Source organism: Bacillus sp. 196mf, from assembly GCF_003217275.1.
GTDB classification, from domain to species: Bacteria; Bacillota; Bacilli; order Bacillales; family Bacillaceae_G; genus Bacillus_A; species Bacillus_A thuringiensis_S.
In genome coordinates this window covers 1-6,949 of the sequence record NZ_QJTG01000064.1, presented here as the reverse complement: position 1 = coordinate 6,949, position 6,949 = coordinate 1, and the positions used below count along the sequence as shown (strand labels likewise).

Below are 6,949 nucleotides of genomic sequence, written 5' to 3'. Positions count from 1 at the left end.
GCCGTATACCTTGAGAGGGGTACGTACGGTTCGGGGGGGAGTTCTCGGAAACCTAAGACCGAGAGGTCTTAAGGCGCTGGGTTCTTACCCTACAAATGGGAATACGTATTTAAAATACCTGGTTGGATGCTTTCCTTTTTGAATGATGATCGTCAACGAAAACTTGCTACTTCATTACACAAGTTTTTCACTGAAAAAAATCCATCAAAATTGCCAGACCCTGATATCTTTCTTGGTCCTAATAGTGCGACACGGGAAATGGCAGTTATACAGGGCAAGTCTCTAACGCTTAATATAATGATCATCGGTAACATTGGTACAGGTAAATCAGCTGCACTAGGTTTGCCAATTGCCAATCAAATTCTTGACTATATGGCTTCAATGATTAATAACTTTAAAACCTTATATGCAAGAAAAGATTATCATTCAGAGGATGTAAAAGGAACGCAGGTTAATGGTCTTACAGTTATCGAGCCATCTAATGACTTCTGCGAAAAGGTATATAAATTGGTATTAGCACACAGGATTCCCGAAAGTGTTATTTTCTATTTAGATCCAACAAATCCTGATACCCCTTCAATAAATTTTGTACGTGGTCCAGTCGATAAAGTTGCTGAGATGTTATGTTCAGTATTAACCGGTCTCTCTGATAATGGAGCAGGGAATCCGTTCTTCGTTCAATCTGAGCGTTCTCATCTTAAACAACATATTTATTTGTTAAAACTCCATGATTCTAACTTTGAAGCTAGATTTGAGCATTTAATTGATATGTATAATGATGCCAATCTCGTGTTTGAGATGCATCTCAAATTAAAAGAACGACTTCCGAATGATATTGAATCTATTCCAGATAGGGATGAACGAAACCATTTCCGCATAATGAAACAAGTAGATGAATGGTTTGATTTAAATTATGTTCCTGAAATTTCTGGTGGCCGTGGGGGAGGGGAAGTTGTTTATCATACTGAAGGGAAATACTATGGTCAACCCAAGATTATTGATAAACAAGAAACTTTTGTTCGCGGTTTACGAAACACATTAAATGATATTTCTGCTCAGCCTCTGCTCCGTCGTGTTTTATGTGGTCCATCGAATTTCGATTTTGAGAAACACCTGGAATTTGGAGGTATTCTGTTAGTTAATACAGCAAAAGGGGAACTTTCTGATCTATCTGATGTATTCGGTAAATTGTGTTTATATGCCGTACAGAATGCTGTTTTCCGTCGTAAGCCTAACGTATCTCCTTACCATCCGGTTTTAGTCGATGAGTTTGCGGATTACATTTATAAAGCATTTAAAAGTTTTCCTGCTCAATCACGTAAATATAAAGTACCTTTAATTGTTATTGCACAAACAATTAGTCAATTAGCAATTGAACATGGCCCAAGATTCATGGATATCCTGTTAGGAACATTTCGTAATAAACTTGTTTATGGTGATGTTACAAATGAAGATGCTAAATTGTTTAGTAAGCTAATGGGTACGAAAACAATTTATGAGGCACGTGAAGGTGATCAAGAAATTGATATGGTAACTGCAGAAACGAAAACTCAAAGTACACGTAGAACATCATACTCTTATTCGAAACTAGAGGTACCCATTCTTTCTGAAAATGATATCTTAATTCAAAAAGCATTCCAGTGTGCGGCTAAAATTGTGAAAGATAATGCTCCACAAGGAGGAATACAAGTAAATGCTAACTTTGTTCCTGCCTCTGAGTTTAAAACCGCTAAGATTCAAGTTGATGCAGAAGCAGCTGCTTATTGGTTAAAAATTCGTGAAGAGTCATTGAATGTGGAAACTAAATATGATGATTATGTCACATATACAAATGTTGATAGTGAAGAAGCTGTAATTGAGGATTTGAGTACACCTAAAACAGCACCTACTGCAATAGAAGGCTGGTTACAAACGTTAAATCCTGATACTTACGATTTTTATACTAATGAAGATGAGACTGACAATGAAGGAGAGTTAACAAATGGTCAGTCTGTGCAAGATTACTCAAGAAACTCTGCTCCTAAACTAGAAAAGGAAAGCACTACAGCATCAATTGCTACTTCTAATAAAACAGAACCCGCAAAAATTAATGAAGTAATCGATGTTCAAAAAGACAATGTACCAGATACAAGTAAACATAGAGAACCTATTGAACTTAACAACAAAGCATCAGTTATTACTGAAACTCCAATAGAAGTACCAAGGGCGAAGCATACACCACAATATAGAGAACCTGCTTACACATCAACTGTTATCCATAATCAGCAGGAACAGGAAATTCAACGAACTGCAGAAATCAATGGTAAAAATACAACATCTAACTTAACAATGCAATGGTTACAACAAATGGCTGCCACTGTTCCTCAAGAAGAAGAAAATACATTACCTTTTGATGAAATGGAAGGTGGCTCTCGTCTTCACAATCGTAAAGTAGCAGAAGTAACCCCAGAAAGTGCGGCAATTAAGGATAAACTCAGTCAATATATCGAAGGTGACATTAATCATGATTGATGCACTCAGCATATAACGAATATTTATAACGGTAAAAAGGTGTGGGTTATATACTCATACCTTTTTATTATTTCATATTCCACTTTCCGCAAGAAGACCATTTCTTTATGCTAAAATCTAATTGAGTTTGTGTAGAAGCAGAAAATGAATTAAATATTAAGGGTTGGAGGAATGACAGTGGAGATTGCCAAATTAAATTTGCCCGTGGATAGTATGCACTTTTTACTTAATCATCAAATTAAAGAAAATGAATTCGAATGTCTTAATGTAGAATTTTACACCTATTCAAATGGTTTTCTTTTAGATGTAGTGGAATGGACAAAACAAAATGATTTTTCTTTATCGATACTGGATAAAGAATATACAGAATTGTTTTTAGCGAGTTTAGAGAAGTTTAAACCATACCTTGTGATTGGGAGTAATATGGATTCAGGTAATCTAATTACTATCTACCAGCCCACAGGAGAGATATATGAGCTAGAGCATGAAATTACAGAAAGAGTAGAAAGATATTTTGTTAATTCTTCTATAGAGAAAATGCATTCCTGCTTCAATTGCTTTAAAAAGTATTGGGTTCAGCTATTAGAGCAGGGGCACTACAAAGATTGTGATCTAATAAAGACTTTTCATGATTTGAAGAACACATTGGTGGAGCTTGATAATAACATATTAATTAATGATGATAACTATAATAGACAATTTTGGAATTGTTTATATCATGGCAATTTAAACTTTCTTTTGGAAAAGTCAGGCGAGAAATAGATTATCTCTAATTGAGATACTTACATGAAATAACGTTATTTCAAAGCAACAAGAAAATTATTAAGTAATAAGACCAGATTTCGATGCAGCTGTAGATTTTAAATAAAGAATACTGTTTATAAAAAGTTGCACCGTTTTATCCCTTTAGATACGCTTAGCTAAAGAAGAATTTTTTTTAACATAAAAATAAAACTTATTAATATACAATACTTTTAATCTTTTATCACTTTCAATGAAACTACTCTATTTACACATGAAATATTATTATGAATTTTATAAAGATAAGGAATGAAAAGGTGATTATATGTTTTGTTGTACTAACTGTTTTAATAATAAATACATAATTGAGTATATAGAAAGCCAAGGGGAGTATGACGATTGTAATTACTGTATGAGTTCCAATGTACCTGTCATTGATATAACTATAATGGGAGAGTTTATTCGTGAGTCCCTTGCAAAGGCATATGTAAATGTAACTACAGATGATATCCCGTACCATCTATACGAAGATTCAGCGGAAACAATTAATGAGGTTTTACGTTATTCAGAATGTATTTTTTCAACAAAAATAGACGACAACGATAAGTGTGAAGAACTTATGAAAGACTCATTTGAATCCAGTGGACCCTCATATCGAGATATTGCTCAAGGGGATATTGATGTGTGGGAAAGTGGAGAAGCTCAGATTATTCTTAAAGATAGTTTTTATGGCCTATATAATAGTGATTTTGTTTTAAATTGGGAAAGGTTCAAAGAAGTTGTTAAACACGGAAATCGCTTTTTTGACATGAATGGAAATAATTCTAGAGAAAGTATGCTATCAATATATGATTGTTTCTTTGCGCTAATGGAAGTAAATCTAGAAGCAGGTGCTTTAATTTGGAGGGCGCGTTCTAATTTAAATGGGCCGTGCATCGATATTAAAGATCGTTCTTTAGAGTGTGGACCTCCACCAGTTAATTATGCTAAATCATTTCGAATGAATCCAGATGGAATCTCATACTTCTACGGGGCAGAAGATAAGGAGACTTGTATAAAAGAAATTAGAGCTGCTGAAACAGATAATGTGGTATTTGGACAATTCCAAACTAAACGTAGCCTAAAACTTATTAATTTAAGTAGGGTTCCAGACGTGGTACCTACTTCTATATTTTCTGATGATTATGATCATAAAATGGTTTGGGCAAGGGATTTCCTATTATTATTTTGTGCTGAAATTTCAAATCCTGTTGATGAAAAAGAAGCTCCATTTGAGTATATACCAACTCAAATTTTATCGGAGTATATTAGATTAAAAGGTTATGATGGTGTATGCTACCATAGCAGTTTTACCCAAAAAAACAACTACACATTGTTCTGTGGTAGAGAAAAACCAGACTCTTTGTATTCTGACTGGTATAACGATGATGACCCTTTATTTCCTAATTTTATGAAATGGCTAGATTTAGTTCAATACGAATATGTTAAGGCTCCATGTGCAAATCAGTCTTAATTAATTTCATTTCAAATCTACAGCAGCTTTAATATAAAATCGTACTGTACATAAAAAAGAAGCAGGTACCTCTCCGTTTTAAAAGGTATCTGCTTCTTTTTACATAGACTCTATAATAATTTGTCTTTCATACCACTTGTTTATTTTTTCATTAACACTTTTTGAAATACGCTTCATTTTGTTATTACAGAATCTTGATAGCGTAGCAGGGGATAAACCTATTTCATCTGCTATCTCACGCATTGTTTTATTTTGATGCATATGCTGATACATAATTTTTTCTCGTATCACATCTTCTGACCCTTCAGGAGTTTGTTTTACTGTCTCTGCAATATAATGGTCCTCCTGCTTCTCTTGCATATCTATTGCTTTTTTCTTTACCATACTATCTATATTATTCATTAATTCTTTTGGTGGTAAGATAATGATTCCTAATTTGGAATAGTAATTCTTAAACCAATTACGTTCGCCTATCTTTGTTTCATCCAATTCCTCTGCATACGCCCAATGTGAAATTACATTTTCTTTTTCTAAATCATTTAAAATATTCTCTAATTGTTCACGAGTTCGAGTTGGGCGACCCTTTGTGGGTGTAATGCCCATTACAGATAGTAAACCTTTTTCTCCACCAATGGAGTATGGTCTTTTTAAAGTACTGTATTGTTGACGGATTCGCCACTGCCAGGATAAATAACGTATTAAACGTTTATGAAACTTGTGTCTATAGCTATTATACTCTAATGCTTTTTTCGATAATAAAGCCGTTGTGCTATTAGATCCATACAAATAGCCCGATAAGAAACTACCCGGTTTAATCTTACAGGATTCTATCCCCATATATTCATTAGTATTCTTATCTCTCCATAGCACTACAGAGTCCAGTACGAATAGCCTTTTGATTACTTCACGTTTTACTTCAAATTGTTCCCCAGTGTCAGCTTGATCGTTCAATACTACAACTTCATTATCATCATTCAAATAAATAAAGATACTTGCTAACGCTGCAATACGTTGTGCTACCTTTATCTTATCTTCTGCCCGATAATACTCTACACCGTTTGCTGATGCTTTTGGCATATTACATAATTCCAATACATTCTCATAACTAAAATCTATGAATTCATCTGGTGATTTAGCTTGATTTAACCATTGTATTGTAATGGTATCTAAACAGTCTGCTGTAAGATCATCCATATTACTAATTACTCCATCAACCAATATAGACCATCTTTCCGCTTCATTTGTATTCACTAATCTCAAATCCTCATCCTTATGTGAAGATAGTTGTGCAACTCCGCTTGAATTTTTTGTTTCTAATGGCAGTACCGGTTTTGCCGCTGCTTCATCTTCTTCAAACTGATTTTTTGCTATTCCATCACGTAATTGATAGTACATTGCGTCATTTGATACAGGATAATATTCGTCAGGCATATCTGCTATACGCTCTTCTATATGACCATGTTCAGGATTTGAAATTTGAGTTGGTTCAGCTGCTTCAAGCTTTTCTCCAAACTCTTGTTCAATGATTTTATCTAATACATTTTGAATCTCAATTTTATATTTATCTAGATTTGCGTAAATGTGCAATAACGATATTCCTTGTTCTTGTTTCTGCCCCAGCCAAGAAACAAGTGTTGAGAAGGAAGGGGATATATTAGCTGAAGTTACTAATTTATCGTGATTCTCTTGAACTTCGTTGTAATATTTTTGCCATTTGGCCCATAACTGCTTATTTTCTTCATAGATTGGAGCAGCAAGTAGGAGGGCGTCACTGAACAATGCTATTACTTTCTCCATATTTAAGTACCTCCTAACAATGTTATTAACCAATATAATTTAAATCCTAACAATATGAAACGCCATAGCTATATGATGGCTACATAACCTTTAAGCTGAAATGTTATCTGAATAATCCACACAATTATTGGTTTTTACTCGTTTTATTGTGGATCATTTTAATTCTATTTACTTGTCTTTAATTATATAAAACTGCTTCTATTTGTAAAATCACTACTTTACAATACAATTTCAATTTTTAAAAGTAAATTAGTAAAATACACTGATTTTTTGCTTAACGACTAGAAACTTGTTACTTTAGGTCACAACTTAAATACGCCAGCTGCTTCTTACTTGAAACTTCATAGCTTTATCATGGCTACTACTTCTTATTTGAAACTATATAGC

Annotated in this window: 4 protein-coding genes; 3 read left to right on the top strand and 1 reads right to left on the bottom strand. The window is 33.8% G+C overall.

Annotation, left to right across the window (positions count from 1 at the left end; translation table 11 throughout):
* The first annotated feature begins 297 nt into the window (after positions 1-297).
* The 3 genes from ATL10_RS30040 (at position 298) to ATL10_RS30030 (ending at position 4,765) form a co-directional block, all read left to right on the top strand.
* A complete protein-coding gene (locus tag ATL10_RS30040) occupies positions 298-2,511 on the top strand; it encodes a type IV secretory system conjugative DNA transfer family protein (RefSeq protein ID WP_258375840.1) in 2,214 nt (737 codons plus the stop codon).
* 171 nt (positions 2,512-2,682) lie between these two features.
* Positions 2,683-3,273, top strand: coding sequence for an SUKH-4 family immunity protein (locus ATL10_RS30035; RefSeq protein WP_110498257.1), 591 nt, complete (start codon positions 2,683-2,685; stop codon positions 3,271-3,273).
* A gap of 304 nt (positions 3,274-3,577) precedes the next feature.
* Complete coding sequence (locus tag ATL10_RS30030; RefSeq protein ID WP_110498255.1) at positions 3,578-4,765, top strand: RES family NAD+ phosphorylase; 1,188 nt, start codon at positions 3,578-3,580, stop codon at positions 4,763-4,765.
* Positions 4,766-4,864: 99 nt separating this feature from the next.
* Here the strand turns inward: ATL10_RS30030 and ATL10_RS30025 are convergent, their stop codons facing one another.
* A complete protein-coding gene (locus tag ATL10_RS30025) occupies positions 4,865-6,562 on the bottom strand; it encodes a helix-turn-helix domain-containing protein (RefSeq protein ID WP_110498253.1) in 1,698 nt (565 codons plus the stop codon).
* Positions 6,563-6,949 lie beyond the last annotated feature (387 nt).

Excerpts from the sequence above, each read along its gene's own strand:
- ATL10_RS30040 (WP_258375840.1), top strand. The coding sequence starts at position 298 with ATGATCATCGGTAACATTGGTACAGGTAAATCAGCTGCACTAGGTTTG.
- ATL10_RS30035 (WP_110498257.1), top strand. The coding sequence starts at position 2,683 with ATGACAGTGGAGATTGCCAAATTAAATTTGCCCGTGGATAGTATGCAC.
- ATL10_RS30030 (WP_110498255.1), top strand. The coding sequence starts at position 3,578 with ATGTTTTGTTGTACTAACTGTTTTAATAATAAATACATAATTGAGTAT.
- ATL10_RS30025 (WP_110498253.1), bottom strand. The coding sequence starts at position 6,562 with ATGGAGAAAGTAATAGCATTGTTCAGTGACGCCCTCCTACTTGCTGCT.